General features: G+C 59.6%; 24 protein-coding genes. 10 read left to right on the top strand and 14 right to left on the bottom strand.

What is annotated here, in order from left to right; all coding sequences use genetic code 11:
- Positions 1-223: 223 nt before the first annotated feature.
- From pepN to HNR03_RS30495, 6 genes are read right to left on the bottom strand one after another with little or no spacing between them, the layout of a single operon-like run.
- The gene (gene pepN, locus HNR03_RS30520) at positions 224-2881 is read right to left on the bottom strand and encodes an aminopeptidase N (protein WP_259157993.1); all 2658 of its coding nucleotides are present in this window, start codon (positions 2879-2881) and stop codon (positions 224-226) included.
- Between the two features lie 10 nt (positions 2882-2891).
- Positions 2892-3722 carry a DUF2797 domain-containing protein gene (locus HNR03_RS30515; RefSeq protein ID WP_222586353.1) on the bottom strand — a complete coding sequence of 277 codons (831 nt, stop codon included), beginning with the start codon at positions 3720-3722 and terminating at the stop codon, positions 2892-2894.
- Positions 3719-3979, bottom strand: coding sequence for a YeaC family protein (locus HNR03_RS30510; RefSeq protein ID WP_259157991.1), 261 nt, complete (start codon positions 3977-3979; stop codon positions 3719-3721). Before HNR03_RS30510 ends, HNR03_RS30515 begins: the two co-directional genes overlap by 4 nt.
- A gap of 35 nt (positions 3980-4014) precedes the next feature.
- Positions 4015-4884, bottom strand: coding sequence for a rhomboid family intramembrane serine protease (locus tag HNR03_RS30505; protein ID WP_259157989.1), 870 nt, complete (start codon positions 4882-4884; stop codon positions 4015-4017).
- Positions 4881-5855: a metallophosphoesterase gene (locus tag HNR03_RS30500; protein WP_405046102.1), complete on the bottom strand. Its 975-nt coding sequence runs from the start codon at positions 5853-5855 to the stop codon at positions 4881-4883. Before HNR03_RS30500 ends, HNR03_RS30505 begins: the two co-directional genes overlap by 4 nt.
- A complete protein-coding gene (locus HNR03_RS30495) occupies positions 5852-6742 on the bottom strand; it encodes an NAD(+) kinase (RefSeq protein WP_010459816.1) in 891 nt (296 codons plus the stop codon). The genes HNR03_RS30500 and HNR03_RS30495 overlap by 4 nt, the downstream gene beginning before the upstream one ends.
- Before the next feature lie 111 nt (positions 6743-6853).
- Between HNR03_RS30495 and HNR03_RS30490 the strand changes: the two genes are divergently transcribed.
- Entirely contained in the window at positions 6854-7804 is a 951-nt protein-coding gene (locus HNR03_RS30490) for a DUF1853 family protein (RefSeq protein WP_222586350.1), read from the top strand.
- Between the two features lie 118 nt (positions 7805-7922).
- On the opposite strand, the gene HNR03_RS30485 is transcribed toward HNR03_RS30490, so the two are convergent.
- The 3 genes from HNR03_RS30485 to HNR03_RS30475 all read right to left on the bottom strand — a co-directional run bounded on the left by HNR03_RS30485 (position 7923) and on the right by HNR03_RS30475 (position 10293).
- Entirely contained in the window at positions 7923-9206 is a 1284-nt protein-coding gene (locus tag HNR03_RS30485) for an arsenic transporter (protein WP_259157971.1), read from the bottom strand.
- A 30-nt stretch (positions 9207-9236) separates the two neighbouring features.
- Entirely contained in the window at positions 9237-9584 is a 348-nt protein-coding gene (locus HNR03_RS30480) for a metalloregulator ArsR/SmtB family transcription factor (RefSeq protein ID WP_259157969.1), read from the bottom strand.
- A 148-nt stretch (positions 9585-9732) separates the two neighbouring features.
- Positions 9733-10293, bottom strand: coding sequence for an NADPH-dependent FMN reductase (locus tag HNR03_RS30475; protein ID WP_259157967.1), 561 nt, complete (start codon positions 10291-10293; stop codon positions 9733-9735).
- A gap of 173 nt (positions 10294-10466) precedes the next feature.
- Between HNR03_RS30475 and HNR03_RS30470 the strand changes: the two genes are divergently transcribed.
- Entirely contained in the window at positions 10467-10727 is a 261-nt protein-coding gene (locus tag HNR03_RS30470; protein ID WP_222586346.1) for a hypothetical protein, read from the top strand.
- Positions 10728-10815: 88 nt separating this feature from the next.
- The gene (locus tag HNR03_RS30465) at positions 10816-11709 is read left to right on the top strand and encodes a LysR substrate-binding domain-containing protein (protein ID WP_222586345.1); all 894 of its coding nucleotides are present in this window, start codon (positions 10816-10818) and stop codon (positions 11707-11709) included.
- Here HNR03_RS30465 and HNR03_RS30460 read toward each other — a convergent pair.
- The 5 genes from HNR03_RS30460 to HNR03_RS30440 form a co-directional block, all read right to left on the bottom strand.
- Positions 11675-12289, bottom strand: a complete 615-nt coding sequence (locus tag HNR03_RS30460) for a GNAT family N-acetyltransferase (protein WP_259157962.1) — start codon at positions 12287-12289, stop codon at positions 11675-11677. The two genes, HNR03_RS30465 and HNR03_RS30460, sit on opposite strands and share 35 nt — an antisense overlap.
- A 14-nt stretch (positions 12290-12303) precedes the next feature.
- On the bottom strand, positions 12304-14559 hold the full coding sequence (locus tag HNR03_RS30455; protein ID WP_259157960.1) for an Orn/Lys/Arg decarboxylase N-terminal domain-containing protein: 2256 nt from the start codon (positions 14557-14559) through the stop codon (positions 12304-12306).
- Positions 14560-14687: 128 nt separating this feature from the next.
- Positions 14688-15446, bottom strand: coding sequence for a DNA polymerase III subunit epsilon (gene dnaQ / locus HNR03_RS30450; RefSeq protein ID WP_259157959.1), 759 nt, complete (start codon positions 15444-15446; stop codon positions 14688-14690).
- 229 nt (positions 15447-15675) lie between these two features.
- Positions 15676-16128: a ribonuclease HI gene (gene rnhA, locus HNR03_RS30445; protein WP_008028618.1), complete on the bottom strand. Its 453-nt coding sequence runs from the start codon at positions 16126-16128 to the stop codon at positions 15676-15678.
- Positions 16129-16220: 92 nt separating this feature from the next.
- Positions 16221-16979, bottom strand: coding sequence for a class I SAM-dependent methyltransferase (locus HNR03_RS30440; RefSeq protein ID WP_222586342.1), 759 nt, complete (start codon positions 16977-16979; stop codon positions 16221-16223).
- Between the two features lie 65 nt (positions 16980-17044).
- Between HNR03_RS30440 and gloB the strand changes: the two genes are divergently transcribed.
- From gloB to HNR03_RS30405, 7 genes are all read left to right on the top strand, one after another.
- Complete coding sequence (gene gloB / locus HNR03_RS30435; RefSeq protein ID WP_259157949.1) at positions 17045-17812, top strand: hydroxyacylglutathione hydrolase; 768 nt, start codon at positions 17045-17047, stop codon at positions 17810-17812.
- Positions 17813-17911: 99 nt separating this feature from the next.
- Positions 17912-19366: a transglycosylase SLT domain-containing protein gene (locus tag HNR03_RS30430; protein ID WP_222586341.1), complete on the top strand. Its 1455-nt coding sequence runs from the start codon at positions 17912-17914 to the stop codon at positions 19364-19366.
- A gap of 215 nt (positions 19367-19581) precedes the next feature.
- Positions 19582-21396: an extracellular solute-binding protein gene (locus HNR03_RS30425; protein WP_405046101.1), complete on the top strand. Its 1815-nt coding sequence runs from the start codon at positions 19582-19584 to the stop codon at positions 21394-21396.
- The gene (locus HNR03_RS30420) at positions 21393-23234 is read left to right on the top strand and encodes an extracellular solute-binding protein (protein ID WP_259157945.1); all 1842 of its coding nucleotides are present in this window, start codon (positions 21393-21395) and stop codon (positions 23232-23234) included. The genes HNR03_RS30425 and HNR03_RS30420 overlap by 4 nt, the downstream gene beginning before the upstream one ends.
- Positions 23235-23237: 3 nt before the next feature.
- Entirely contained in the window at positions 23238-24311 is a 1074-nt protein-coding gene (locus HNR03_RS30415; protein WP_090183223.1) for a microcin C ABC transporter permease YejB, read from the top strand.
- A 1-nt stretch (position 24312) separates the two neighbouring features.
- Entirely contained in the window at positions 24313-25332 is a 1020-nt protein-coding gene (locus HNR03_RS30410) for an ABC transporter permease (protein ID WP_090183221.1), read from the top strand.
- Position 25333: 1 nt separating this feature from the next.
- A complete protein-coding gene (locus HNR03_RS30405; protein WP_208667977.1) occupies positions 25334-26944 on the top strand; it encodes an ABC transporter ATP-binding protein in 1611 nt (536 codons plus the stop codon).
- Positions 26945-26958 lie beyond the last annotated feature (14 nt).

Raw genomic sequence — 26958 nt, 5'->3', positions numbered from 1 at the left:
TTCCTCGGACAGGCCTTATACATAAATGCAACCGGGTAGCAGTGTTTGAAAAGCAGGTAGTCAGTGTGGGCGAGTCCATACATAAGGGCGAAACCCTAAGCCGCCGTTACCGCAGCAACGGATATGTACACCTGAAAGAGACTGGTCGGCTGTCAGGCCGCCATCGCGAGCAAGCCCGCTCCCACAGGGTTCGAGTGAACACCTGTGGGAACCCAAACCAACCTCAAGCCAGACTTTTACTGACCACCTCAAACACATCACTGGAAAGCTGCCCAGAAGCGCGAATCCGCTCCAGCTCACCTTTCATCAACGCCTGACGCGCATCATCATATTTGCGCCAGCGAGTCAGCGGCGCCAACTGACGGGAAGCAATCTGCGGATTAAACCCGTTCAACTCAATCACCAGATCAGCCAGGAACCGATACCCCGAACCATCCGCCGCATGGAAATTGATCAGGTTCTGCCCCGCAAACGCACCGACCAGCGCCCGCACCTTGTTCGGGTTCTTGATATTGAACGCCGGATGCTGCATCAACTGACGAACCCGCTCCAGACCACCCGGCAACGTACTGCCCGCCTGAACACTGAACCACTGATCCATGACCAGCGGATTGTCCTTGAAGTGCTCGGCAAAACTCGCCAACGCCTTGGCCTTCTCGTCTTCGAACGGCGAATTCACCAACACCGCCAACGCCGTCAGGCGCTCGGTCATGTTGTCGCTGGTCTCGAACTGCTCCAGCGTCGCCGCCAGGACTTCCGGCTTGCCGCTAAGCATCAAGTACGACAGCGCAATATTCTGCAACGCACGACGAGCGAAATGCTCGGCCTCGGCCACGTACGGAGTTTTCTTCGACAGATCGCGATTGGCCTGATAACGCAACCACAACGCCTCGAACAAACCGTCAGCCAATTGCTTGCGAGCAAACTCGCGAGCGATATGGATGGCATCAACATCCGCCACTTCGCTGATTTCAGTCAGGTACGCCTCGCCCGGCAGCGAGAGCATTTCCGCCACCATCGCCTGATCCAGCGTCTCGTCCGACAACACAGTGCGCAGAGCAGAAATCAGGCGCTGATCCAGCACCAGCTTCTCGCCCTTCTGCTGCTGAGCAATCAACTCCTGCAACACCTGGACCGACAGTTGCTGACCGGCATCCCAGCGGTTGAAACCATCGCTGTCGTGCTGCATCAGGAACATCAGCTGATCACGGTTATACGGGAAGCTCAGTTTCACTGGCGCCGAGAACCCGCGCAGCAGCGAAGGCAGCGGCTGTTCAGCGATGTCGATGAAGGTGAATGTCTGCTCGGCTTCAGTCACCGAAATGACCCGCGATGTGCCTTGAGCGCGGTCTTCACCGGCAAGACGCAACGCGATTGCCGCGCCTTTGGCGTCCAGCAGGCCCAGTTCCACCGGAATCACGAACGGCAACTTCTCGACCTTGTCCGGGGTCGGCGGGCAGCTCTGGCGGAAGGTCAGGCTGTAGGTTTTCGCCGCGGCATCGTAAGACTCGCCGACCGCCAAACGCGGTGTGCCGGCCTGGCTGTACCAACGCTTGAATTGGGTCAGGTCGACACCGTTGGCGTCTTCCATGGCCTTGATGAAGTCATCGCACGTCACGGCCTGGCCGTCATGGCGTTCGAAATACAGGTCACTGCCTTTGCGGAACCCCTCGGCGCCGAGCAAGGTGTGGATCATGCCCACGACTTCCGAACCCTTTTCGTATACGGTCAGGGTGTAGAAGTTGGAAATCTCGATGAAGCTGTCCGGACGTACGGCGTGGGCCATGGGACCCGCGTCTTCGGCGAACTGGTGGGTACGCAGGTACGCCACGTCCTGGATGCGTTTCACGGTGGCCGAGTTCATGTCGGCGGAGAAACCGGAATCGCGGAACACGGTAAAGCCTTCCTTCAACGACAACTGGAACCAGTCGCGGCAGGTCACGCGGTTGCCCGACCAGTTGTGGAAGTATTCGTGAGCGACGATCGCTTCGACACGCTGGTGCGCAGCGTCGGTCGCGGTTTCGGCTCGGGCCAGCACGGCGCTGGAGTTGAAGATGTTGAGGCCCTTGTTCTCCATCGCGCCCATGTTGAAGTCGTTGACCGCGACGATCATGAAGATGTCCAGGTCGTACTCGCGACCGTAAACCTCTTCGTCCCAACGCATCGACTTCTTCAGGCTGTTCATCGCGTGCTGGCACTTGTCGATGTTTTCCGGCTCGACATAGATGCGCAGCGCCACGGAGCGCTCGGTCATGGTGGTGAAGGTGTCTTCAACGCACCACAAATCACCGGCCACCAGCGCAAACAGGTACGCCGGCTTCATGAACGGGTCTTCCCAGGTCGCCCAGTGACGGCCATCTTCGCCAGGACCACTGGCAATCGGGTTGCCGTTGGACAGCAGCACCGGATAGCTGTGCTGCTCGGCGACCACCGTGGTGGTGAACTTGCTCATCACGTCCGGGCGGTCAAGGTAATAGGTGATCTTGCGGAAACCTTCGGCCTCGCACTGGGTGCAGAACATGCCGCTGGATTTGTACAAACCTTCCAGCGCGGTGTTGGTTTCCGGGTGAATGCGCACGCTGGTGTCGACCGTGAAGCGTTCGCTCAACGGCTGCAGCGTCAGATGATTTTCGGTCAGCTCATAGTCGCCAATGCCAAGCTCGCGGTCGGCTAGGTTGACCGTCAACAGCTCCAGCTGCTGGCCGTCGAGGACCAGCGGCGGCAAGCCCGGACCACGCTCAGGATTGCGGCGCATCACCAGTTGCGCATGGACCAGGCTATGGTCCTCGAACAACTCGAAGGTCAGGTGCGTCTCGTCGATCAGGTACTCGGGCGCCTGATAGTCCTTCAAGTAAATCATCTTCGGTTGTTCGGTGCGCATGCTGGAGTCCTTACTGATGCACGGCGAGCTGATAAGCCGTGTACTTACGAATATTGATCACGCCAGTGTCGAAAATCAGGTATTGGCCCTTGACCCCCAACAGCGTGCCTTCGGCAATCGGATTCTTGTCCAGGTTGAAGCTGACAATCTTGGCCGGGTATTGCTCGACCGGATAGCGGATTTCGAGGGTTTCCACGTCGGCAATGGTCTGGATTGCCTGTAGGCCAAATCGTTCCTGCAAACCTTGCAAACCTTCGGCACAGCTTTCAAACAATTGATCACGAACCTGAGCCAGGTCCACCGAAATCGCATCGCCCTTGAGCAGGGCACGCCAGTTGGTCTTGTCCGCGACCTGACTGCGAAACAGGTCTTCGACGAAGCCCGATTGCTGGCGCGTCGACACACGCATGATCGGCAACGCCTGACGCGCGCCCTGGTCGATCCAGCGGGTCGGAAGCTGGGTGGCGCGGGTAATCCCGACTTTCACTCCGGAAGAATTGGACAGATACACAATGTGATCGGTCATGCAGAACTTCTCGCCCCACTCCGGCTCACGGCAAGTGCCGGCATCGTAGTGGCAACGCTCCGGGCTCATGATGCAGAGGTCGCATTGGGCCAGCTTGGTCATGCACGGGTAGCAGTAACCCTGGCTGAAACTGGTTTTGGTCTTGCGTCCGCAATGGGAGCAAAAAATCGCCCCCAGGTATTCCAGACGCACCGTGCTGCCGATCAATGGATTGACCGGGACCTCGACGTCATCCAGACGAAACGCGTATTGCACGTTCGGCCCGTCAAGGCGCGCCGACATTTTGCTGATTGCACCGCGGCCAATCTCAATCAATGGACGGCATCCGATTTGAACAGGATATTGGGCACGCTGATCGACTTCGAGCTGCACTCCTGCGGCCCCATGTAGCCGGTACGCTCTTCCTCGGGAAGGTTCTGGACTTCCCAGGCAATCATCGCCTGCAACGACAGTTCGCGTTGCTCGGCGGTGAGCTTGCCACCGTCGGACCATTTGCCGATTTCCACCGCCAGTTTCAGGCTCTGGTAGATATCGGGGGTGATGTTTTGGATCATTTCGTTAAAAGAGGACATCAAGAGCTCCGCGCACTTAAATTCACATAACGGTTTCAGACGGCCAGTTTACGGCGGTTGTACAAACCACCCAACAAACCGGTCAAGCATCCGACGAGCAACCCGCCGACGTGGGCGGCATTGGCAATTTCACCGAAGCCGATCATCGAGACCAGCCCGGACATACACAGCACCAGCCACACCAGCATCATCACCAGCACGCCGCGCGGCAGGCGATAAGCCGGGTTCGGCGACAGCAGCTGGAAGATCCAGCAATGCCCGAGCAAGCCGTACAGCACGCCGGACAACCCGCCGAACAGGGTCGGGCCGCTGAAATAATACTGGGCGTAGTTGGAGACCAGGCTGAACAGCATGGTCAGGCCGATCAGGTTGATGCTGCCCTGGCGCGACTCGATGCGCCGCCCCAGCTCCCAATACCACATGCCGTTCATGGCCAGGTGCAGGATGCCGAAGTGGATCAACATCGGCGTCACCAGACGCCACCACTGCCCTGCCGCCAGGCTGTCAGCCAGCGGCACGAAATGGATATAGTCGCCGACAACGCGAAAATCGAGGAAAGTCAGCCAGCGCATTGTGTCGAGGTTTTCACCCAGCAGCGTCACGGCGCCGACAATCAGGCTCAACAGCAGCACCAACCCGGTCGCCCTGGCGTGACGCAGTTGCTCCACAAAACCGGGCCGCTTGTTGGTGTGCGCCACCGGAATGTCCAGTTGCTGATCAGGGTCACCCGCCGGAAAGCGTTCGTACAGGGAACGCACGTCTTCGCTGATATTGGCCGGCACCCACAGCACCTGCTCGCCCGCTTCTTCGCTGACGCGATGCGGCACTTGCATGCGCTGCAGCAGTTTGACGAACCCGCTCAAATCCACCGCCAACGGCAGACGCAGTACGGCCACCACACTCATTGCAGCACCTCCGGCCGCTCGACATCGACCCAGACGAATTTGTGCGGATCGAGCCGGGTTTCCTGATCCAGGCGATAGGCGACCAGTTTGCCGTAGAGCACCGCGCTGTAGTCCAGGCAGGCCAGGTTCGGACGGATCGGTGTCGGTTTGCCGCTGCGCCAATAGTGGCCGACGAACAGCAACGGCTCATCGACGCCGTAGCGCAACAAGGTGTTTTTTTCCGTGGAAGACAGTGGCTTTCGGGCCACGGGCTCAGGCAAGGCGTCAGGCTGGAACACAATATCTCCGTAGGTTTGCGGGTCGTCTTCCCAGAACTTGGTGCGAAAGAACGAGCGCGTCAGGCCATCGCCGCTGGTCATGGTCAAACCGTCAGGCAAGCGCATGTCGGTGCCGCGCAGCAAGCGGTCGAACACGGTGCAGGCGAAACTGCCCGGCACGGCCGAAGCCTGGAGGAAATGTTCGTCGATGCACCCGTTGGGAAACAGCGCGCGCAACGGTTCGATCAAGCCCGAATCCCAGCAGGCGTGCACCACGCGAAAGCGGCCGGCATCGACGAACAGGGGCAATTGGTAGAACCATTGCTGGAAATCATGCCAGTCGCCGGGATGCTGTTCGAATTGAGTCAGGGTTTCACCCAGCAGGCGTGCATGACGTGGCGTGTGTTCGCGCACGAACTGCTTGCCGCTGCCCGGAAGCGCGGGAGTGGCCCAGCCGAGCGCGTTGAATTCATGGTTGCCCATGATGCACAGCGCCTGGCCGGCCTCGACCATGTCGTGGACGATGTACAGCGCCTCACGGATCCGCGGGCCGCGGTCGATGATGTCGCCAACGAACACCGCCATGCGTGAAGGGTGTCGCCAGACGCCACCTTGTTTGCGATAACCGAGCCGGTCGAGCAAGTGCTCAAGGGTCAGAGCGCAACCGTGCACGTCACCGATCAGGTCGTAGCTACGCGCGGGATCGAGCATCAGTCGCCTCCACCACCCAACCGACTGCCCCAGCCGAGCTTGGTCCGGCAGACTTCATAGTAATTGTGGTCGAGCGGATGAATCAGCCGCAGTTTCTGGGCCTTTTTGCTGATGGTGATGGTGTCACCCGGCGCGCAGGTGAAATGGTTCTGCCCGTCACAGGAGACTTGCGGGTAGATCTGCATATCTTTGGACACGACGATTTTCAGCTCACTGTTGCCATCGACCACAATTGGCCTGCCTGACAAGGTATGGGGGTACATCGGCACAATCACAATAGCGTCAAGCTTGGGGTGCATGATCGGCCCGCCCGCCGACAGCGCGTAGGCGGTCGAACCGGTGGGCGTGGCGACGATCAGGCCGTCGGCCTTCTGGCTGCAGACGAACTGGCCGTCGATGTACAGCTCGAACTCGATCATGCGCGTGGATTTGCCGGGGTGCAGCACCACATCATTCAGCGCATCGCCCTGGCCTATGGCCTCGGCATGGCGGCGGACTTCGGCTTGCAGCAGGAAGCGGTTTTCCACCAGGTAGTGGCCGTCGAGCACTTCGGCGACTTTGACTTCCAGCTCATCGGGGCGAATATCGGTCAGGAAACCCAGGCTGCCCCGGTTGATGCCAAGCACCGGGATATTGTGTCGGGCCAAGGCACGCGCGGCGCCAAGCAGGCTGCCGTCGCCGCCGACCACAATCACCATGTCACAGACTTCGCCAAGCATCTTGCGTGACGAGGTTTGCAGGCCGTGGCCGGGCAGGACTTCAGCGATGGTGTCTTCGAGGATCACGTGCAGATGACGATCGAGCAGAAAGCGTTTCAGTCGGCGGACGGTATCCAGCACCTGCGAACTGCCCAGGCGACCGATGATGCCGATATTACGAAATTGCTCCATGGGGCCCCTGAGGTCTGTGACGGCGAAAAACACGATTATGGGCGAAAGCGCGGGATAGACAAAATCCTTTCAGCCACAAGGATGTACTCCGATTAAGGCTATGCTCGCAAGATGATCCTATTTCCCGATTTGCTCCAGTTACCCCATCGGTTGCGCCACCCTGAAGTGCGCGACCTGGCCTGGGTCATCCTCGCGCCGCCGATGCTCGGCGAAACACCGTGGCCACAGCGGCATCCGCTGGCCGGCAGTGACTGGGTACAGGCGCCGGAACGGCTGGAGCAGTGGCTGCGGCAACTGGACCGCGACAGCTATGACTTGCTGCACTGGCTGGCGCAGGCCAGGACGCGGAGACTGGGCCTGTATTACGAGCGCTTGTGGCAGTACGCCGTGCGCCACGCCCCGGGCATCGACTTGATCGCGGCCAACATGCCGATCCGTCGCGAAGGCCATACGCTCGGCGAACTGGACATGCTATTGCGCGACCGCGACGGCGTGCATCACCTGGAACTGGCGATCAAGCTGTACCTGGGCCCGCAAAATGGCGACGGACACGACACGGCGCAATGGCTCGGGCCAGGATGTCATGACCGGCTGGACCGCAAACTGGCGCACCTGGCCCAGCATCAATTGCCGATTTCTGCTCGACCAGAGAGCCGCGAAGTACTCGCGGCGCTGGATATCCAGCAGTTCAGCGCGCATCTGTGGCTGGGCGGTTACCTGCTCTATCCGTGGCCCGGGCATGCCGGACCACCCGCCGGCGCGCATCCGCAACATTTGCGCGGTAGCTGGCTGCATCAGAAGGACTGGGCGCAATTTGTCGTGCAGCGCCCATTCGGTCGCTGGCAACCCCTGCCCCGCCACGCCTGGCTGGCGCCGGCGCATTATCCGGCGGAGCTGACCTGGGACACTGAACAGTTGAATGCCTGGCTGAGCGATCTCGAACCGCAGGCGCCAGCGCAATTGATGGTACGCCTGACTGAAAATGCCGATGGGGAATGGGAGGAAGCCGAGCGGCTGTTCCTGGTGGCGGATCTTTGGCCGAATGTGCCGGGCGGTGGCTGAATTCTTTAGCGTCTTGACCGGCCTCATCGCGAGCAGGCTCGCTCCCACAGGGAAATGCAGTTCAAATGTGGGAGTGAGCCTGCTCTGGGCGGCATTCCGACGATGGGGCCAACCCGGTCTAAAAGGACAACCGCAACGCCAACGCCGCCAGCGTCACCAACAGAACAGGCAACGTCAACACGATCCCGACCTTGAAGTAATACCCCCAGCCAATCTGAATATTCTTGCGCTGCAGCACATGCAACCACAACAACGTCGCCAGACTGCCAATCGGGGTGATTTTCGGACCCAGGTCGCTGCCGATGACGTTGGCGTAAATCATCGCTTCCTTCACCACGCCCGTGGCCTGGCTCGCATCGATCGACAGTAAGCCGATCAGCACCGTCGGCAAATTGTTCATGATCGACGACAACAGCGCTGTCAGTACGCCAGTCCCCATGGCGGCGCCCCAAACACCGTAATCCGCAAACCCGTCCAGCCACCCCGCCAGATACCCGGTGAGCCCGGCATTGCGCAGGCCATACACCACCAGGTACATGCCCAGGGAGAAAATCACGATCTGCCACGGCGCTTCTTTCATGACTTTGCGCGTGGAAATCTTGTGGCCACGGGCGGCGATGGCCAGCAGCAACGCGGCACACACGGCGGAGATGGCACTGATCGGAATACCCAGCGGTTCAAGGGCAAAACAGCCGAGCAGCAGAATCACCAGCACCGCCCACCCGGCATAAAACGTCGCCTTGTCGTGGATAGCCGTGGCGGGATGTTCCAGTTGTTCGGGGTCGTAATCCTTGGGAATGTCACGACGGAAGAACCACATCAACATCGCCAATGTGGCGGCGACACTGACGACGTTGACCGGAATCATGACCGCCGCATAACGATTGAAGGTGATGTGAAAGAAGTCCGCGGAAACGATGTTCACCAGGTTCGACACCACCAACGGCAGGCTCGCGGTATCGGCAATGAAGCCGGCGCCCATCACGAACGCCAACGTGGCCGCCGGGGAAAAGCGCAACGCCAGCAGCATGGAAATCACGATCGGCGTGAGAATCAGTGCGGCGCCGTCATTGGCGAACAGCGCCGACACCAGCGCCCCGAGCAGCACCATATAAGCAAACAGCTTGCGGCCGCTGCCCCGTCCCCAACGCGCCACATGCAAGGCCGCCCAGGCAAAGAAACCCGCTTCATCCAATAACAGACTGATGATGATCAGCGCCACAAACGTGCCGGTGGCATTCCAGATGATCTGCCACACAATCGGGATGTCGCTCAGATGAACCACGCCGAAAATCAGGGCCAGCACCGCACCAAAAACCGCGCTCCAGCCTACACCGAGGCCTTTGGGTTGCCAAATCACCAGGGTGATGGTCAGCAGAAAAATCAGCGACGCAATGAGCATGCGAAACAGCCTTCAAAGAGAAATCAGAAATTAGCAGCAGCGTACCGGGCGATCGGCCATTGCCTGCAAACGGGCGACATCAGCGGCCAGCCACTCGGCGTGATCGGCCAGCGCGTCCTGTAACAGAGTGATGACCCACGGTGATAATTCCGGGTGCAGGCGATAAAAAACCCACTGCCCCTGTCGTCGGTCCGACAACAGGCCATTGCTGCGCAGTTGCGCCAGATGGCGGGAAATTTTCGGTTGACTGAGATCGAGCCCGGCCGTCAATTCACACACGCACAACTCACCTTCACGGGCGATCAACAACGCGATTCGGCTGCGGGTGTCGTCGGCCAGGGCCTTGAAAATATCGACGGGACTGCGGGAGCTGGACATGGGTAAACACGCCTCTGGACAAACGAGGCGTGAATATATGGAATTTCGAATATGCAGTAAAGCGAATGCTGAGAACCGCAGCTTGATGTAGCCGCTGACCAGCAGCGGCTACCGGCGTGATCTCAAAGGTTTCTTTCCTTGGGGCTGATTACACTTTCTTATGCTGTTCGACCCACTTGCCGTATGCATTGATGAAGTTCTGCAAGAACGGCTTCACCGATTCGGACAATTTGCCCGCCTCGTCGAACGCCGAGCCCGCGCCACCCAGGTAGGCCTCTGGTTGCTGCATGCACGGCACATCCAGAAACACCATGGACTGACGCAGGTGATGGTTGGCACCAAATCCACCGACAGCACCGGGTGAAGCGCTGATCACCCCACCGGGCTTGCCGCTCCAGGCACTTTTGCCATAAGGACGCGAGCCGACATCGATGGCATTCTTCAGCGGTGCCGGCACCGAGCGGTTGTATTCAGGCGTGACGAACAGCACTGCGTCGGATGAACTGACTTGTTGGCGGAAAGTGCTGTAGGCTGCCGGCGGAGAAGTTCCGTCAATGTCTTCGTTGTAGAGCGGCAGGTCACCAATTTCAATGATATTGAGCTTGAGATTGGCCGGTGCCAGGTCGGCCAGAGCCAGCGCCACCTTGCGGTTGATCGAATCCTTTCTCAAGCTGCCGACAATAACGGCGATCGTGTAGACGTTGCTCATGGAAGATTCTCGACTGTTCGATGGAAAGACATGTAGTTATAGATGACGAATCATCAGTGGGCTGCTGAAATAGCCGTCCCTGACTATTTTTTTCCTGTAGGAAAACTTACCTCGCCCAACCACGGTCTACAGAACCGCAAATTGAGTGATTTATCTCCAGAGGTTCTAAGCAGATGGCAGCAGTACTCGTCGGTCAGTTCCATGCAAGAGACGCGGAAGGCCGCGTTTATTCCGTGCATGAGTTCCAGGAATCCACCCCGTCGGCAGACGGCCTGACTGGCTCTGCGCCTGTCACCACCTACAAACTGGCCATTGGCGACCGCGTCAAAAAGCTCGATGACAACCAGTTTCTGCTGGTGCAGTCGGACGTGACCATCGTGCGCGAGCCTGACACCCATGTAGGCAAACTGCCGGAAACCAACGTCGCCTCATAACTTCGCGTTATGAGCAGAAGTCATATGCGCGCACTTGAGTTAGGATTCAGTCACTGACTCCCTCACCTGCTGAACATGGACTTCACGCATGCGTTTACGTCATATCGAAGTGATCCACGCGCTCTTGCAGACCGGTCACCTGGGTACTGCCGCCGAATGGCTGCAGTTGCCGGTGGCCGAGGTTGAAAGCCTTTTGCGCGATGCCGAGGATCAGTTGGGTTTCATGCTGTTTTCCAGCGTGCGTGGACGCTTGCAAGCTACACGTGAGGCGCGCGAACTCCAGGTCGAAATTGCCCACGTCTATGACGCGCTTGAGCCGGTGCAGCGCCTTGCCAGCAGCCTCAAGCAATATCAGGCGCATCCGCTGCGCATCATCTGCACCCCACCCCTGGCGCACCAATTGTTGCCACAAAGCATCGCGGCCTTGCGCCGACGTCTTCCCGATGCGCCTTGCACCCTGCTGAGCCAACCGACTCGTGACATCGTCCGCAGCCTGCTGCTGCGTGAAAGCGATCTGGGGCTGAGCCTGCACGACCCTGATCACGCCGACATTGATTGCCAGGTGATTGCTCAAGGCAAGCTCCAGCTATTGGCGCCCCACGGCTGGCTGCAACCGAAACAGAAATACATTTCGCTGCAGGACCTGGCCGGTCAGTCGATGGTCGGCCTGGAAGGTCACGACCCGCTGAGCCCGGCGCTGGAAAACAAGTTGCACGCGTTGCGCCCCGCCCCCGTCATTCAGACACGAGTGCAGACGCATCAAATGATGCGCAGCATGGTCGAGGCCGGCGAAGGCCTGGCGATTGTCGATCCGTTTACCGCCCTGGGCGCCAAATCGACCGGGCTCGACGCCTGCCCACTGGCACCCGCGGTACCGATCAGCCTGTATGCCCTGACGCTGAAAAACGCCGAGCCCATTCCGGCCGTTCAGACCCTGCTGGACATCCTCACGGAACAAGCCGCGGCGATGCTTTCGAGCTGAGCGGATTTTCCAACGGATTATCGAACAAGCGGTACCAGAACAGCGCCACCTCAGCGGTATTGGGGTCGATGCCGCGATAGCGCAGATGATCGATCCCGCCAATCACAAAACCACAGCGCTCATAAAGCCGGCAGGCGCCCAGGTTGTTGTTCTGGGTTTCGAGCATGATGCCCGGCAGTTTTTTCTTGCGACTCCAGAACTGCGCCACATCCAGCAACGCCTTGGCCACACCATGACGCCGCGCCGGCGCATGCACGGCCAATTCGTCGATGTGGGCAAATCCGTTCCAGTTGGTGCTGATCACCAGATGCCCGACGGGTTCGTCATCGAGATAGGCCATGAACACCGCACTGTCGGCGGCATCGCGAAAACTGCTGAACTCCTCGGGATCGATGCCGTAGCACTTTCGATATGGAGTGATTGGCGTCACCCGCCACTGCTCCACCGGCTTGCCGATTTCGGCGACGCCATAGGCCGTGACTTCAAAACTGAAATCGCTGCCCCAGATATAAGGCGCAAACCCCTCATCGGCGACACGCACCGACAGGCCTGGATATTTTGGATTCATGATCGGTTGCATGCTGGGAAAGGTCCTCATTCCTTGATGCAATCAACGGTGTAATGCCGTCCATTGCCCTCGTCTTCGTGTTGCAGTCCATGCACATCAACGACAAACCCGGGGAAGCTGCTGTCGAACGTGCGAGCAAACGACAGGTAATCGATGATCGATCGGGTCGACTCGGTGAACCGCTCGCCCGGCATGATCAGCGGAATGCCAGGCGGATACGGCACCAGCATGACTGCGGCGATCCGTCCATCCAGCGCATCGATCGACACGGCCTCCACTTCACCGCGCACCAATTGATCATAGGCGTCAGCCGGCTTCATGGCGATTTCCGGCAACACGGTGTACATGCGCTTGAGGTGTTTGGCTGTGGCATTGCTGCGATAACAGGCATGCAATTGATCGCACAAATCACGCAAACCCATGCCCTGATAACGCGCGACATTCTGCTGCGCCACGCACGGCAGGCACGTCGACAAACTGACGTTGGCGTCGTAACTGCGCTTGAACTCAAGCAACTCGGTGAGCAGCGTGCTCCATTTACCTTTGGTGATGCCCATGGAGAACAGCACGAGGAATGAATACAGCCCGGTCTTCTCGACCACCAGCCCGCGTTCCCAGAGAAACTTACTGACGACCGCCGCCGGAATTCCGCGCTCACTCAGCGCACCGCCTGCAGTCAGACCTGGCATCACCAGAGTGACTTTGATCGGATCAAGCAGGACGTAGTCGTCGGTCACGCCACCAAAGCCATGCCAATCTGCGTCGGGTTGCAGTAACCAGTCCTGGGTATCGACGCGATCAATGCCTTCCACCGACGGCGGCTGCCAGATGGAAAACCACCAGTCATCAGCCGCGATGTGTTGCCGCAGATTGGCCAGGGCCCGGCGAAAACTCAGGGCTTCGTCGAACATTTCCTGCAACAGCGAACGCCCGGCCGGGCCTTCCATCATCGCCGACGCTACGTCCAGCGACGCGATGATGCTGTACTGCGGCGATGTGGAGATATGCATCATGAACGCTTCATTGAAACGGTCGCGATCCAGTTGCCGCGCGCCGCCGTCCTGGACGTGAATCATCGAGGCCTGACTGAACGCCGCCAGCAATTTGTGTGTGGAATGGGTGGTGAAGACCAGCGGGCCATCGTCGTTACGGGATGTGCCCATGCCGTAACGCCCGGCGAAAAACTCATGGAACGCCGCGTAGGCGTACCAGGCTTCGTCGAAATGCAAAACTTCGACGCTGTTGCCCAGTTGCTGCTTGATCAGCTCGGCGTTGTAACAGAGGCCGTCGTAGGTCGAATTGGTCACCACCGCCAGCTTGACCTTGGGCGCCCGGCCTTTGGTCAGTGGGCTGGCGTCGATTTTCGCCTGGATTGATTCGCGGCTGAATTCGCTCAGCGGAATCGGGCCGATGATCCCCAGCTCATTGCGCTCCGGACACAGGTACAGCGGGATCGCGCCGGTCATGATGATCGAGTGCAACACCGACTTGTGGCAGTTGCGGTCCACCAGCACCAGATCATCGCGAGCGACCATCGAATGCCAGACGATCTTGTTGGCGGTCGAGGTGCCATTGATCACGAAAAAGGTGTGATCGGCGCCGAAGTTACGCGCTGCTCGCGCTTCGGCTTCGGCCAGTGGGCCGGTGTGATCGAGCAAAGAACCCAATTCCGGCACCGAGACCGACAAGTCCGAACGCAGGGTGTTCTCGCCGAAAAACTGGTGAAACGCCTGGCCGACCGGACTCTTGTGATAAGCCACTCCCCCGCCATGGCCGGGCGTGTGCCAGGAATAATTGGAATCAGCCGTGTGCTGCACCAGCGCCTTGAAAAACGGCGGGAGCAAACCATCAAGGTATTTGCGGGCGGCCCGGGCCACTTGCCGGGCGAGAAAAGGCACGGTGTCTTCGAACAGATAAAGAATGCCGCGCAGTTGATTGAGCTCGGCCATGGCGTCGGCCGGAGCGTTCTCCAGCGTCACCTGCTCACCCAGGGCGAAGATCGGCAGGTCCGGCGCACGAACCCGCGCGAGGCCGATGAGCTCCGCCATATTGTGTAACAAATGCGAGTGGGTGCTGGGGTCTTCGGCGGCGATCAACATGCAGGAGAGACCGTGATGGGTCGAAGCGACCAGCCGCCCCTCAGCGTAATCCACTGCCGAAACGATGCTGAAGCCTTCCTGCTCCAGCTCCCGGGCGATGCCTCGCACGCGGTCACCGGCAACGGTGTCGGCCTTGATGTCACGGTGGACGATCAGGACCGGGAATTTCAAATCTTTATACATGAGACTCAGTGTCCTGAGGCTGCAGGCCGCGGCCTGCCAATATCCTCAGGGTAGAGGGTTCAAGCGCATGTGGCGAGCGCCGATGCCCCGAAGCGGGTCAACCGGCGCACCATCATGTAGCCAGCATTTCAGGCCTGAGCCTTGGCCTCGGCCAGTTGCTGCCACAACGACGGAGCGCCCGCAGCCTTGGCAATCGCTTCCAGACGCGACACGTGCCGGGCCAGATCATCTTCGCTGGCGCGGATAATGCGGGTGGGCTGGCGATCGGCCGGCAAACGGCGGATTTCGGTGGCGGAGTTGTCCGCACCTTCACCCGAGCCATTGCCATCGGACGCATTACCGGCCAGCGACAGGCTGGTCTGGCCACCGGTCATGGTCAGGTAAACGTCGGCGAGAATCTCGGAGTCGAGCAAAGCACCGTGCAGTTCACGGCCGGAGTTGTCGACGCCGTAACGTTTGCACAACGCGTCGAGGCTGTTGCGCTGTCCCGGGTGACGTTCCCGGGCCATCATCAAGGTATCGAGGATCGAGCAGTGTTGCGTGATGTCCGCACGATCGTGCTGGCCCATCAAGGCGAATTCGTTGTTGATGAAACCAACGTCGAACGCCGCGTTATGGATGATCAGCTGTGCGCCCTTGATGAATTCGAAGAACTCATCGGCCACTTCGCTGAAACGCGGCTTGCCCACCAGGAATTCGTTGGTGATGCCGTGGACGCCGATCGCGCCTTCGTCACTCTCGCGATCCGGTTGCAGGTAAACGTGGAAATGCCGGCCGGTCAGGCGCCGACCGATCAACTCGACACAACCGATTTCAATAATCCGGTGGCCGTCGGTCACCGGCATGCCGGTGGTTTCGGTATCGAGTACAACGGATCTGGTGGCCATCAGTGCTCAGCTCTCAACGGGTCATTCGTGCAAAAGCGGCGATGTTAACACGCTCGCTGGGGTCTTTCAGATACACCGTGGTGCGCCCAATCGCGAGCAGGCTCGCTCCCAGTGATCGTTCCCATGCTCTGCGTGGGAATGCAGCCCGGGACGCTCTGCGTCCCATTGGAACGCGGAGCGTCCCTTGAGGCATTCCCACGCGGAGCGTGGGAACGATCAGCGGGCGACTTCAGGCTTGTTTGTAACCGCGCACTTCATCCACGCCACGGTTAGCCAATTGGTCCGCGCGTTCGTTACCGTGATGACCGATGTGTCCGCGCACCCATTTCCAGGTGACGTTGTGGCGGTTGACCTGTTCATCCAGCAGTTTCCACAGGTCGGCATTCTTGACCGGTTCTTTCGCGGCAGTTTTCCAGCCGCGCTTCTTCCAGTTGTCCATCCACTCGTTGATGCCTTTCATCACGTACTGCGAGTCAGTCACCAGCAGGACGTCGCAAGAACGTTTGAGCTCTTCCAGGCCGCGGATCGCGCCCATCAGCTCCATGCGGTTGTTGGTGGTATTGGCTTCGCCGCCCCACAGCTCCTTTTCAACGCCCTTGCACACCAGCAACGCGCCCCAGCCGCCTGGACCAGGGTTGCCTTTGCAGGCGCCATCGGTGAAGAGTTCTACGCTATCGCTCATGCCAATCTATCCAGAAAATGCGGTGGCCCGCCGATCGGTGACCGACGATGCCCGAGGCCGGAACAGGTCCGGCCGGGAAAATAAAGTGTGTATTACGGGTCGATGCGGCGGCGATTGACCTTGGCCATCGGCAACGGAATCAGCTTGCCCATCGGTTCGCGCCGTTCCTGACGCAGCGGCCGCAAGCCCACCACGATCTTGCGCGCAACCAATAAATAGAAGCCGCCACCCGACAGTTGCCAGTCACCGGCCTTGCGCTCCCAACCGGCCAGACGAGCCTGCCAGGCGGGTGACGCAAGCGGCGGACGATAGCACCCGAAGCGGCGTTTCTCCAGCGCGAAGCCCAGCAGGTTCAACCAGTCACCGACCCGCGACGGCGAGATGCAGCGAGCCTTGCGCAGACCATCGTGGGCGAACACATGACGCAAGCCCCACGTGCTCCAGGGATTGATCCCGACGATCAGCAAATGCCCGCCGGGCCGCACGCTGCTGGCCGCTTCACGCAGCAGGCCGTGGGGCGAAAGGCAGAAATCCAGCCCGTGCTGCAACACCACCACGTCAGCGGCATGCTCGCTCAACGGCCAGGCCTGCTCTTCACAGACGATCTCGACGCCCGGCAATGGTGCGCCGAGACGCACATTGCGCTGCACCTGAGGCGCCGACGGCGGCGTCTGGGCCGACGGACCGTAATGCACCAGGTAACCGCCGAAGAAGCGCCCCAACTCGTCTTCGAGCATGCGCCGCTCTTCATCCAGCAGAAATTGCCCAATCGGGCCGGACAGCCATTCACGGGCCGCGCTGATCAATGTCAGCCACTCAGGATCGGCCTGAGCGAACGCTTTATCGGTCATTGCATTCTCCAACGCGCCAGGAAGTTCTAAGATGCGCCATTGTTTTCCGCTTGGCGAATCCGACGATGATACAGATCAGTGCCCTGCCCGCCTTCACCGACAACTACATCTGGTTGTTACAAGACCATCAAACCCAGCGCTGTGCGGTGGTCGATCCCGGCGATGCCGCGCCCGTGCAAGGCTGGCTGGCGGCGCATCCGGGATGGGTATTGAGCGATATTCTGATCACTCATCACCATCATGATCATGTCGGTGGTGTCGAGCAGCTGAAAAAAGCGACAGACGCGACCGTCTATGGCCCGGCCAGCGAAACCATCCCGGCGCGGGACGTGGCGCTCAAGGACAATGACCGCGTCAGCGTGCTGGGCCTGGACTTCGACGTCTTCGCCGTGCCCGGCCACACGCTGGGACATATTGCCTATTATCATCACGGGCTGCTGTTCTGCGGCGATACCCTGTTTGCCGCCGGTTGCGGGCGCCTGTTCGAAGGCACGCCCGAGCAAATGCACGCTTCGCTGTCGCGCCTTGCCGCGCTGCCGGAAGATACGCTGGTCTATTGCACCCACGAATACACCCTGAGCAATCTGAAATTCGCCACAGCGGTCGAACCGGGCAATCCGGACACTACCGCACGTCTGGAAAAAGTCATCGCGCAACGTGAAGCCGGAATCATGACGCTGCCCTCTACTCTGGCATTGGAAAAGCTCACAAATCCGTTTTTGCGTACCGGCGAAACATCCGTTAAAGAAAAAGTGGACGAACGGAACGGAACCGATAACCGGGCTCCGAGTGCGGTTTTTGCTGCCTTGCGGGCGTGGAAAGATAAGTTCTAAGCAGGCTATCTATTGGTACAAAAATTCTGAATGGTTGACCGCAGGGGGTACGCTTTCTAGAATCGCCCGACATTTTTGCCCGGAACTTACTTCCAGCCAATGTCGTCATCTATTCGCAAAGCCATCAATTCAGACGCATTGACCCGCTTGGCTCAAGCCATAGCGGTGGCTGTGTCCGCCACTCTGGCGGGCTGTTCCAGCCATGTGCCGCAGACCGAAGCGACACACACTCCGAATATCGCCGCGCGAGCCAAGCAGAAACCCATCTGGCTCAGCGAAAAACCAACACCGCAAGTACCACAGGACGTCTGGGAGCGCATGCGCCAGGGCTTCCAGTTGCAGGACGGCCTGGGCGTCAACCCGCGTATCGAGCAACAGCGCCTGTGGTTCGCCAGTAATCCGTCCTTCCTCGAAAACGCCGGCGAACGCGGCAGCCTCTACATTCACTACATCATCGAACGCCTTGAAGAACGCAACATGCCGCTGGAACTGGCGCTGTTGCCCGTGATTGAAAGCGCCTACAACCCGATGGCCTATTCCCGGGCCGACGCGGTGGGTCTTTGGCAATTCATCCCGTCCACCGGGCGTTACTACAACCTGCGTCAAACCCGTTTCTACGATGGCCGCCGCGACATTACCGCCTCGACCACCGCGGCCATGGATTACCTGACTCGCCTGCACGACATGTTCAACGGTGACTGGTTGCTGGCACTCGCTGCCTACAATGCCGGTGAAGGCACGGTCAGCCGCGCCATCGAGCGCAACGAAAAGCTCGGTTTGCCAACCGATTACTGGAACCTGCCACTGCCGGCCGAAACCCAGGCCTATGTGCCGAAGCTGCTGGCCCTGTCGCAGGTCGTACTGGCTCCTGAAGCCTATGGCGTGAATCTCAACCCGATCGCCAATGCACCGTACTTCCAGGTCGTCGAAATCAATCAGCGCATGGACCTGTCCAAGGTTGCTGAGGTGGCCAACATCGACGAGGACGAGCTGTTTCAGCTCAATCCGGCATTCAAGCAGCGTACGACCATCGACGGCCCCCAGCATTTGCTGGTGCCGACGTCCAAGGCACAGCTGCTGACCGCCAGCCTGTCGACCATGCGTCCTGAAGAGCTGATCAGCAAAAAATCGTTCAAGCCGGTCTTCGAAGGTGCCGACGAGTCCGAAGTCGCCAGCCTCAAGCGCGCCTACCGAGTGAAACGTGGCGACAACCTCGCCGCCATCGCCAGGGCCAACAAGGTCGACCTCAAGGACCTGCAGCGCTGGAACAAGATGACTGGCAAAGACCTCAAGGTGGGTCAGACATTGGTGATGCAAGACACCACCAAACGCAGCGGCGGTCGTGTCAACACGGTGGTGGCGGCGAACAGCAAAACCGGCAGCAAGGCGGCCAAGGAAAAACCGCCGACCCAATACAAGGTTCAGCAAGGCGACTCGCTGTATATGGTTGCCAAACGTTTCAACGTAGAAATGCAACACCTCAAGCGCTGGAACCCTCGGGTCGGCCAGGCGCTGAAGCCGGGGCAGATGCTGACGGTTGCTTCGCCACGCTAAGAATGGGCCCCTGATTTCAGGGGTTTTTTATGCCTGCAGCACGGGTTTTCAGGCAAGCCCGCTCGCACAGGATCTGCAATCCGCACGGCTATCCAGCGCACCATTAACAGCGCATTAACCCCCTGTCTTTTTCCTGTCGATACAAGCTGTTACTGTACGGCCCACAAAGCCCAAGCCGCCTGGATCGGATCTCTGACTTGAAGCGTCCCCTCCTCCTGCTCCTGATCAGCCTGGCCTTGAGCTCCACCGCAAGCGCGACGATCAGCGAAAGCCACGGTTATGCGCAGTTCGGCACGCTCAAGTACCCGGCCAGATTTACCCACTTCGACTGGGTCAACCCGCAAGCGCCCAAGGGCGGTACGTTGCGGGTGATGGCGTTTGGCACCTTCGATACGCTCAATCCCTACACGTTCAAGGGTTCGAGCCCGGTCTCCACCCCCAACTTCCTGCAGTACGGCATCAACGAGCTCAACGAACCGTTGATGGTCGGCACCGGCCAGTACGCACCGTCCGGCGACGAGCCGACTTCCAGTTATGGCCTGATTGCCCAATCGGTGGAATACAGCGAAGACCGCAGCTGGGTGGTGTTCAACCTGCGCCCCGAGGCGCGGTTCCACGATGGCACCCCCATTACGGCCTACGACGTGGCGTTTTCCTACCGTTTGCTGCTCAAGGAAGGTCACCCGCAATACCGCACCAGCCTTCAGGAAGTGTCGCGGGTCGACATTCTCAATCCGCAGCGCATTCGTTTTGTGTTCAAGCGCGCCGGCAATCCGTTGCAGATCCTGCGCATGGGCGAGTTGCCGGTGCTGCCCCAGCATTACTGGAAAGGTCGCGATTTCAAGGCCACCACCTTCGAGCCGCCACTGGGCAGTGGCCCGTACCGCATCACCTCGGTCACGCCTGGGCGTCAAATCGTTTTCGAACGGGTCAAGGACTACTGGGGCAAGGACCTGGCGGTCAATCGCGGCAAGTACAACGTCGATCGCATGGAAGTCGAGTTCTACCGCGACAGCGATGTGGCCTTTGAAGCCTTCAAGGCTGGCGAGTTCGACATCTACATCGAGCATCAGGCCAAGAACTGGGATAACGGTTACAACTTTCCGGCCATCACTCGGGGCGAAGTCATCAAGGCGCAGATCCCGCACCAGATCCCGACCCAGACCCAAGGCCTGTTCATGAACAGCCGCCGCCCGACCTTTGCCGATAGCAAGGTCCGTGAAGCGCTGGGGCTGATGTTCGATTTCGAGTGGACCAACCGCACGCTGTTCAGCGGCGCTTACGAGCGCGCCTTGAGTTATTACCCGAACAGTGAATTCTCTGCCTCCGGGCTGCCGGTCGGGCACGAATGGCTGATGCTCAAGCCGTATCGCGAGCAATTGCCCGCCAAGCTCTTCACCGAACCGTTCAGCCTGCCGAAGACCGAAGGGCGCGGCATTCCCCGGGAAACCATGCGAAAGGCCCTGACACTGCTCGCAGAGGCCGGCTGGAAGCTCAATGGCCAACGGATCGAGAATGCCAAGGGCCAGCCACTCAGGCTCGAGATACTGCTGGTCAACCCGAACCTGGAACGCATTCTTCAGCCTTACGTCGAGAACCTCGCCAGCATTGGCGTCGATGCACGGCTGCGCACGGTTGATCGCGCCCAGTACAAGCAACGCCTGGATCAGTTCGATTTCGACATGATCCTCATGACCTTGAACCAGACCCTCAGCCCGGGTCTGGAGCAATGGCAGTATTTCCATTCCAGCCAGGTTGGGGTCAAGGGCAGTAAAAACTATGCCGGCATCGACAACCCTGTGGTCGATCACCTGCTTGAACAGTTGCTCGCCGCCCAAACACGCGATGAACAAGTCGCCGCCGGTAAAGCCCTGGACCGTGTGCTGCTGTGGCAGCACTACATGATTCCCAACTGGTACCTCAATTATCACCGCCTGGCCTACCGCAACCGGTTCGCCTTCGTCACCACGCCGCCCTACACCCTGGGCCTGTCCGCGTGGTGGCTGAAATCTTCGGAGAAAGATCGATGAAACCCGTCAGCGCCCTGCTCTTGCAGGCCAGCGGTCTGCTGTTTGCCGGGCTGGCCTGCGCCGCCCCGCAACATGCCGTGACCTTGTACAACGAGCCGCCGAAATACCCGGCCGACTTCAAGCATTTCGATTACGTGAACCCGGACGCACCCAAGGGCGGAATCTTTCGCCAGGCCGGGTTCGGCGGCTTCGACAGCCTCAACCCGTTCATCAGCAAAGGCGTGCCGGCCGACGACATCGGCATGATCTACGACACCCTGGCCAAACAGGGCCTGGACGAGCCTTTCACCGAATACGGACTGGTCGCCGCCAAGATCGAGAAAGCCCCGGACAACAGCTGGGTGCGTTTTTACCTGCGACCCGAGGCACGCTTCCACGATGGTCATCCGATCCGCGCCGAAGACGTGGTGTTCAGTTTCCAGACGCTGACCAAGGATGGCGCCCCGCTCTATCGCGGTTACTACAACGACGTCGATGAAGCGGTCGCCGAAGACCCGCTCACGGTGCTGTTCAAGTTCAAGCACAGCAACAACCGCGAGCTGCCGCTGATCCTCGGGCAGTTGCCGGTCTTGCCGAAACACTGGTGGGCGAACCGCGACTTCAACAAGGGCAACCTGGAAATGCCGTTGGGCAGCGGCCCGTACAAAGTCAGCGAAGTCAAAGCCGGGCGCTCGGTGCGTTATGAGCGGGTCAAGGACTATTGGGGCAAGGACCTGCCGGTCAACCGCGGGTTCTACAACTTCGACGTAATGACCACCGACTACTACCGCGACAACACCGTGGCCCTGGAAGCGCTCAAGGCCGGCCAGTTCGATTACTGGCTGGAAATGACCGCCAAGAACTGGGCCAACGCCTACAACATTCCGGCCGTTACCGAGGGCCGGTTGATCAAGGAACAGATCCCCAACGGCAACCCTACCGGCATGCAGGGCTTTGTATTCAACCTGCGCCGCCCGGTGTTCCAGGACGTGCGCGTGCGTCAGGCACTGACGCTGTTGCTGGATTTTGAATGGACCAACAAGCAGCTGTTCAATGGCGCCTATGTGCGCACCCGCAGCTTCTTCGAGAACTCGGAAATGGCCGCCACGGGCCTGCCCGACGCTGATCAACTGGCGATCCTCGACCCGTTTCGCGGCAAGATTCCCGAGCAGGTGTTCAGCGAGGCGTTCCAGAACCCGGTGACCGACGCCAGCGGCATGATCCGCACGCAGCAGCGAAAGGCCTATCAGCTGTTGCAAGAGGCTGGCTGGCGGATCATCGATGACAAGATGGTCGATACCAACGGCAAACCGGTGACCATCGAGTTCCTGCTGGCCCAGACCGAATTCGAACGCGTGCTGCTGCCGTTCAAGCGCAACCTCAGCGACCTCGGGATCGACCTGGTGATCCGCCGGGTCGATGTGTCGCAATACATCAACCGCGTGCGTTCGCGGGACTTCGACATGATCGTCGGCAGCTTCCCGCAGTCCAACTCGCCGGGTAACGAACAGCGGGAATTCTGGATGTCCGCCGCCGCCGACAAGCCCGGCAGCCGTAATTCCATGGGCTTGAAAGATCCGGTCGTGGACCAACTGGTCGAGCAACTGATCAACGCCGATTCGCGTAAAAGCCTGGTGGCTCACGCGCGGGCGCTGGACCGCGTGCTGCAATGGGGTTATTACGTGATCCCGAACTGGCACATCAAGACCTGGCGCGTGGCTTACTGGAACCACATCGGTCATCCAAAAATCTCACCCAAGTACGACATTGGCATCAACACCTGGTGGGTCAAGCCCGACGCTAAACCGGCGGTAGAAGTCGAAACCAAACTGCAAGCCGACCCTGCGGGCACGGAGTAATAGATGCTGGCGTATATTTTTCGGCGACTGCTGCTGATCATCCCGACCCTGCTCGGCATTTTGCTGATCAACTTCGTGATCATCCAGGCCGCCCCGGGCGGCCCCGTAGAACAGATGATCGCCAAGCTCGAAGGCTTCGAAGGCGCCACCAGCCGCATTGCCGGCGGCGGTGCCGAAGTGTCGGTGGCCGGATCGGCGTACCGCGGTGCCCAAGGCCTGGATCCGGCGCTGGTCAAGGAAATCGAGCACATGTACGGCTTCGACAAATCGGCGCCGGAACGCTTGTGGATCATGATCAAGAACTACGCCACCCTGGATTTCGGCGACAGCTTCTTCCGCGACGCCAAGGTCATCGACCTGATCAAGGAAAAGATGCCGGTGTCGATTTCGCTCGGGCTGTGGAGCACCCTGATCATGTACCTGGTGTCGATTCCGCTGGGGATCGCCAAGGCTACGCGGCACGGCAGCCACTTCGACGTCTGGACCAGTTCGGCGATCATCGTCGGTTACGCGATCCCGGCGTTCCTGTTTGCCATCCTGCTGATCGTGGTGTTCGCCGGCGGCAGCTATCTGGACTGGTTCCCGCTACGGGGCCTGACCTCGAACAACTTTGCCGACCTGAGTACCGGCGGCAAGATCCTCGATTATTTCTGGCACCTGGCGCTGCCGGTGACCGCGCTGGTGATCGGCAACTTCGCGACCATGACGCTGTTAACCAAGAACAGCTTCCTCGACGAAATCAACAAGCAATACGTCGTCACTGCCAAGGCCAAGGGCCTGACCAACCACCGCGTGCTGTACGGCCATGTGTTCCGCAATGCCATGCTGCTGGTAATCGCCGGCTTTCCCTCGGCGTTTATCGGGATTTTCTTCACCGGCTCGTTGCTGGTCGAGGTGATCTTTTCGCTTGATGGCCTCGGCTTGATGAGTTTTGAAGCGGCGATCAACCGTGATTACCCGGTGGTGTTCGGCACACTGTTTATCTTTACCTTGCTGGGGCTGGTGGTGAAATTGATCGGCGACCTCACCTACACCTTTGTCGACCCACGTATCGACTTCGAAAGCCGGGAGCATTGAGATGAATCTGTCCCCGCTCAATCGCCGGCGCTTCGAGCTGTTCAAGGCCAACAAGCGCGGCTGGTGGTCGCTGTGGCTGTTTTTGGTGCTGTTCGGCCTGAGCCTCGGCGCCGAACTGATCGCCAACGACAAGCCGCTGGTGGTGCATTACGACAATGGCTGGTACTTCCCGGCGCTCAAGCGCTACCCGGAAACCGCGTTCGGTGGCGAATTCCCGCTGGAAGCCAACTACAAGAGCCCGTACATCCGCGAACTGCTCAAGGCCAAAGACGCCTTTGTCCTGTGGGCGCCGATCCCCTACAGCTACCAGAGCATCAACTACGACCTGAAAGTCCCGGCACCGGCGCCGCCGTCGGCCGACAATCTTCTGGGCACTGACGATCAGGGCCGTGATGTATTGGCGCGGGTGATCTACGGTTTCCGGATTTCGGTGCTGTTTGCCCTGACGCTGACCATTCTCAGCTCGATCATCGGCGTTATCGCCGGGGCCTTGCAGGGCTTCTATGGCGGCTGGGTGGATCTGGCCGGACAACGTTTCCTGGAGATCTGGTCCGGGTTGCCGGTGCTGTACCTGCTGATCATCCTCGCCAGCTTCGTCCAGCCCAACTTCTGGTGGCTGCTGGGGATCATGCTGCTGTTCTCGTGGATGAGTCTGGTGGACGTGGTGCGCGCGGAATTCCTGCGTGGGCGTAACCTCGAATACGTGCGAGCGGCACGGGCACTGGGGATGCAAAACGGTGCGATCATGTTCCGTCACATCCTGCCCAACGCCATGGTTTCGACGATGACGTTCATGCCGTTCATCCTGACCGGCGCCATCGGCACCCTGACCGCGCTCGACTTCCTGGGTTTCGGCCTGCCACCGGGCGCACCGTCGCTGGGTGAACTGGTGGCCCAGGGCAAATCCAACCTGCAAGCGCCGTGGCTGGGCATGAGCGCGTTTGCGGTGCTGGCGTTGATGTTGAGTCTGCTGGTGTTCATCGGCGAGTCCGCTCGCGATGCCTTCGACCCGAGGAAGTGAAATGAATCAGGACAATCTGATCGAAGTGCGCGACCTGGCCGTCGAATTCGTCGTTGGTGATCGCATTCAGCGCGTCGTCGAAGGCGTGAGCTTCGACATCAAGCGCGGTGAAACCCTGGCGCTGGTGGGCGAAAGCGGGTCCGGCAAATCGGTGACCGCACACTCGATCCTGCGGTTGCTGCCCTACCCGCTCGCCCGTCACCCTTCCGGGACCATTGAGTATTCCGGTCAGAATTTGCTGAGCCTGAAAGAGAAAACCATCCGCCATATCCGTGGCAACCGGATCGCGATGATCTTTCAGGAGCCGATGACCTCGCTCAATCCGCTGCACTCGATCGAGAAACAGATCAACGAGGTGTTGGGCATTCACAAGGGCCTGATCGGCAAAGTGGCGACCAAGCGGACGCTGGAGTTGCTGGAAATGGTCGGCATTCCCGAGCCGCACAAGCGCCTCAAGGCCCTGCCTCACGAATTGTCCGGCGGCCAGCGCCAGCGGGTGATGATTGCGATGGCCCTGGCCAACGAGCCGGAACTGCTGATAGCCGATGAGCCGACCACGGCGCTGGACGTGACCGTTCAGCTGAAAATCCTCGAATTGCTCAAGGAATTGCAGGCCCGCCTGGGCATGGCGCTGTTACTGATCAGTCACGATTTGAACCTTGTGCGAAGAATTGCGCATCGCGTATGTGTCATGCAGCGCGGTTGCATCGTCGAACAGGCATCGTGCGAAGAGCTGTTCCGCGCGCCGCAGCATCCGTACACTCGGGAACTGCTGGCAGCGGAGCCCAGCGGCAAGCCGGCAACCAATGTCATTGGCCCGCCGCTGCTGCAGGTCGAGGACCTGAAAGTCTGGTTCCCGATCAAGAAAGGCTTGCTGAAAAAGACCGTTGACCACATCAAGGCGGTGGACGGCATCAATTTCAGCCTGCCCCAAGGCCAGACCCTGGGGATTGTAGGAGAAAGCGGGTCAGGCAAGTCGACACTGGGGTTGGCGATTTTGCGGCTGATTGCCAGCAAAGGCGCGATCCGTTTTGAAGGCAAGCAGCTAGACTGCCTGACGCAGCAACAGGTTCGTCCATTACGTCGAGAGATGCAGGTGGTGTTCCAAGACCCGTTCGGCAGCCTGAGCCCGCGGATGTGCGTGAGCCAGATCGTCGGCGAAGGCCTGCGGATCCACAAGATGGGCACCGAGGCGGAACAGGAACAAGCGATTATTGCGGCATTGAAGGAGGTAGGCCTGGACCCGGAAACCCGGAACCGCTACCCCCACGAATTTTCCGGTGGGCAGCGGCAGAGAATCGCCATTGCCCGGGCATTAGTGCTAAAACCGGCGTTGATTCTGCTGGACGAGCCGACTTCGGCCCTCGACCGCACCGTTCAACGCCAAGTGGTGGAGCTGCTACGTTCACTGCAAACCAAGTACAACCTGACGTATCTGTTTATCAGCCATGACCTGGCTGTCGTCAAGGCGCTGAGCCACCAGCTGATGGTGGTCAAGCATGGCCAAGTGGTCGAACAGGGAGACGCGCAAAGTATCTTTGCCGCCCCCCAACATCCGTATACACAGCAGTTGCTGGAAGCCGCTTTCCTGGCACCAGCCACTGCGCAATAACCTGAAAGAGAGGA

This window comes from Pseudomonas sp. JAI111 (assembly GCF_024809425.1).
GTDB lineage: Bacteria > Pseudomonadota > Gammaproteobacteria > Pseudomonadales > Pseudomonadaceae > Aquipseudomonas.
The sequence above is the reverse complement of the archived record's forward strand: the minus strand, read 5'-3'. Positions and strand labels throughout refer to the sequence as shown.

Bases quoted from the DNA above. Each gene is read 5' to 3' on its own strand.
- pepN (WP_259157993.1), bottom strand. From the start codon at position 2,881: ATGCGCACCGAACAACCGAAGATGATTTACTTGAAGGACTATCAGGCG.
- HNR03_RS30510 (WP_259157991.1), bottom strand. From the start codon at position 3,979: ATGTCCTCTTTTAACGAAATGATCCAAAACATCACCCCCGATATCTAC.
- HNR03_RS30505 (WP_259157989.1), bottom strand. From the start codon at position 4,884: ATGAGTGTGGTGGCCGTACTGCGTCTGCCGTTGGCGGTGGATTTGAGC.
- HNR03_RS30495 (WP_010459816.1), bottom strand. From the start codon at position 6,742: ATGGAGCAATTTCGTAATATCGGCATCATCGGTCGCCTGGGCAGTTCG.
- HNR03_RS30490 (WP_222586350.1), top strand. From the start codon at position 6,854: ATGATCCTATTTCCCGATTTGCTCCAGTTACCCCATCGGTTGCGCCAC.
- HNR03_RS30485 (WP_259157971.1), bottom strand. From the start codon at position 9,206: ATGCTCATTGCGTCGCTGATTTTTCTGCTGACCATCACCCTGGTGATT.
- HNR03_RS30480 (WP_259157969.1), bottom strand. From the start codon at position 9,584: ATGTCCAGCTCCCGCAGTCCCGTCGATATTTTCAAGGCCCTGGCCGAC.
- HNR03_RS30475 (WP_259157967.1), bottom strand. From the start codon at position 10,293: ATGAGCAACGTCTACACGATCGCCGTTATTGTCGGCAGCTTGAGAAAG.
- HNR03_RS30470 (WP_222586346.1), top strand. From the start codon at position 10,467: ATGGCAGCAGTACTCGTCGGTCAGTTCCATGCAAGAGACGCGGAAGGC.
- HNR03_RS30465 (WP_222586345.1), top strand. From the start codon at position 10,816: ATGCGTTTACGTCATATCGAAGTGATCCACGCGCTCTTGCAGACCGGT.
- HNR03_RS30460 (WP_259157962.1), bottom strand. From the start codon at position 12,289: ATGCAACCGATCATGAATCCAAAATATCCAGGCCTGTCGGTGCGTGTC.
- HNR03_RS30455 (WP_259157960.1), bottom strand. From the start codon at position 14,559: ATGTATAAAGATTTGAAATTCCCGGTCCTGATCGTCCACCGTGACATC.
- dnaQ (WP_259157959.1), bottom strand. From the start codon at position 15,446: ATGGCCACCAGATCCGTTGTACTCGATACCGAAACCACCGGCATGCCG.
- rnhA (WP_008028618.1), bottom strand. From the start codon at position 16,128: ATGAGCGATAGCGTAGAACTCTTCACCGATGGCGCCTGCAAAGGCAAC.
- HNR03_RS30440 (WP_222586342.1), bottom strand. From the start codon at position 16,979: ATGACCGATAAAGCGTTCGCTCAGGCCGATCCTGAGTGGCTGACATTG.
- gloB (WP_259157949.1), top strand. From the start codon at position 17,045: ATGATACAGATCAGTGCCCTGCCCGCCTTCACCGACAACTACATCTGG.
- HNR03_RS30430 (WP_222586341.1), top strand. From the start codon at position 17,912: ATGTCGTCATCTATTCGCAAAGCCATCAATTCAGACGCATTGACCCGC.
- HNR03_RS30420 (WP_259157945.1), top strand. From the start codon at position 21,393: ATGAAACCCGTCAGCGCCCTGCTCTTGCAGGCCAGCGGTCTGCTGTTT.
- HNR03_RS30415 (WP_090183223.1), top strand. From the start codon at position 23,238: ATGCTGGCGTATATTTTTCGGCGACTGCTGCTGATCATCCCGACCCTG.
- HNR03_RS30410 (WP_090183221.1), top strand. From the start codon at position 24,313: ATGAATCTGTCCCCGCTCAATCGCCGGCGCTTCGAGCTGTTCAAGGCC.
- HNR03_RS30405 (WP_208667977.1), top strand. From the start codon at position 25,334: ATGAATCAGGACAATCTGATCGAAGTGCGCGACCTGGCCGTCGAATTC.